This is a genomic window from Faecalibacillus sp. TM498 (genome assembly GCF_020589955.1).
Taxonomy (GTDB): Bacteria; Bacillota_I; Bacilli_A; order Erysipelotrichales; family Coprobacillaceae; genus Faecalibacillus; species Faecalibacillus intestinalis.
Genome location: NZ_JAJDKB010000169.1, coordinates 1 through 323, shown reverse-complemented (window position 1 = coordinate 323; position 323 = coordinate 1). Strand labels below are relative to the sequence as shown.

Genomic DNA, 323 nt, shown 5'->3' with positions numbered 1-323 from the left:
AACTAAAATTCCTATCATTGAAAATAATCTTGTATTAAAATAGAAAACACTTTGATGAATATGACAATAACGATAAACAACTGTTAAAAAGATTGGTGTTGTCACTAATGATAAACAACAAGTGATTATTACTGAAACAACCATGAGCATAATCATTTGAACTAATTGATAAAGAATAACTTTTCCTTGATTAAATCCTGCCATTTTAAGCATTCCTATTTCTCTGGCATGAAGTTTCATATAATAGTTACATGAATAACAAATCAATGAAACACAAACCATTAAAATAAACAATCCCATCAACATAATGCAATAAGGTTCAC

1 protein-coding gene is annotated in these 323 nt (G+C 26.9%); it reads right to left on the bottom strand.

The annotated features are described in order from the left end of the window. On the bottom strand, positions 1-323 hold a 323-nt coding region (locus LJD32_RS15160; RefSeq protein ID WP_227403855.1), incomplete at both ends, for an FtsX-like permease family protein.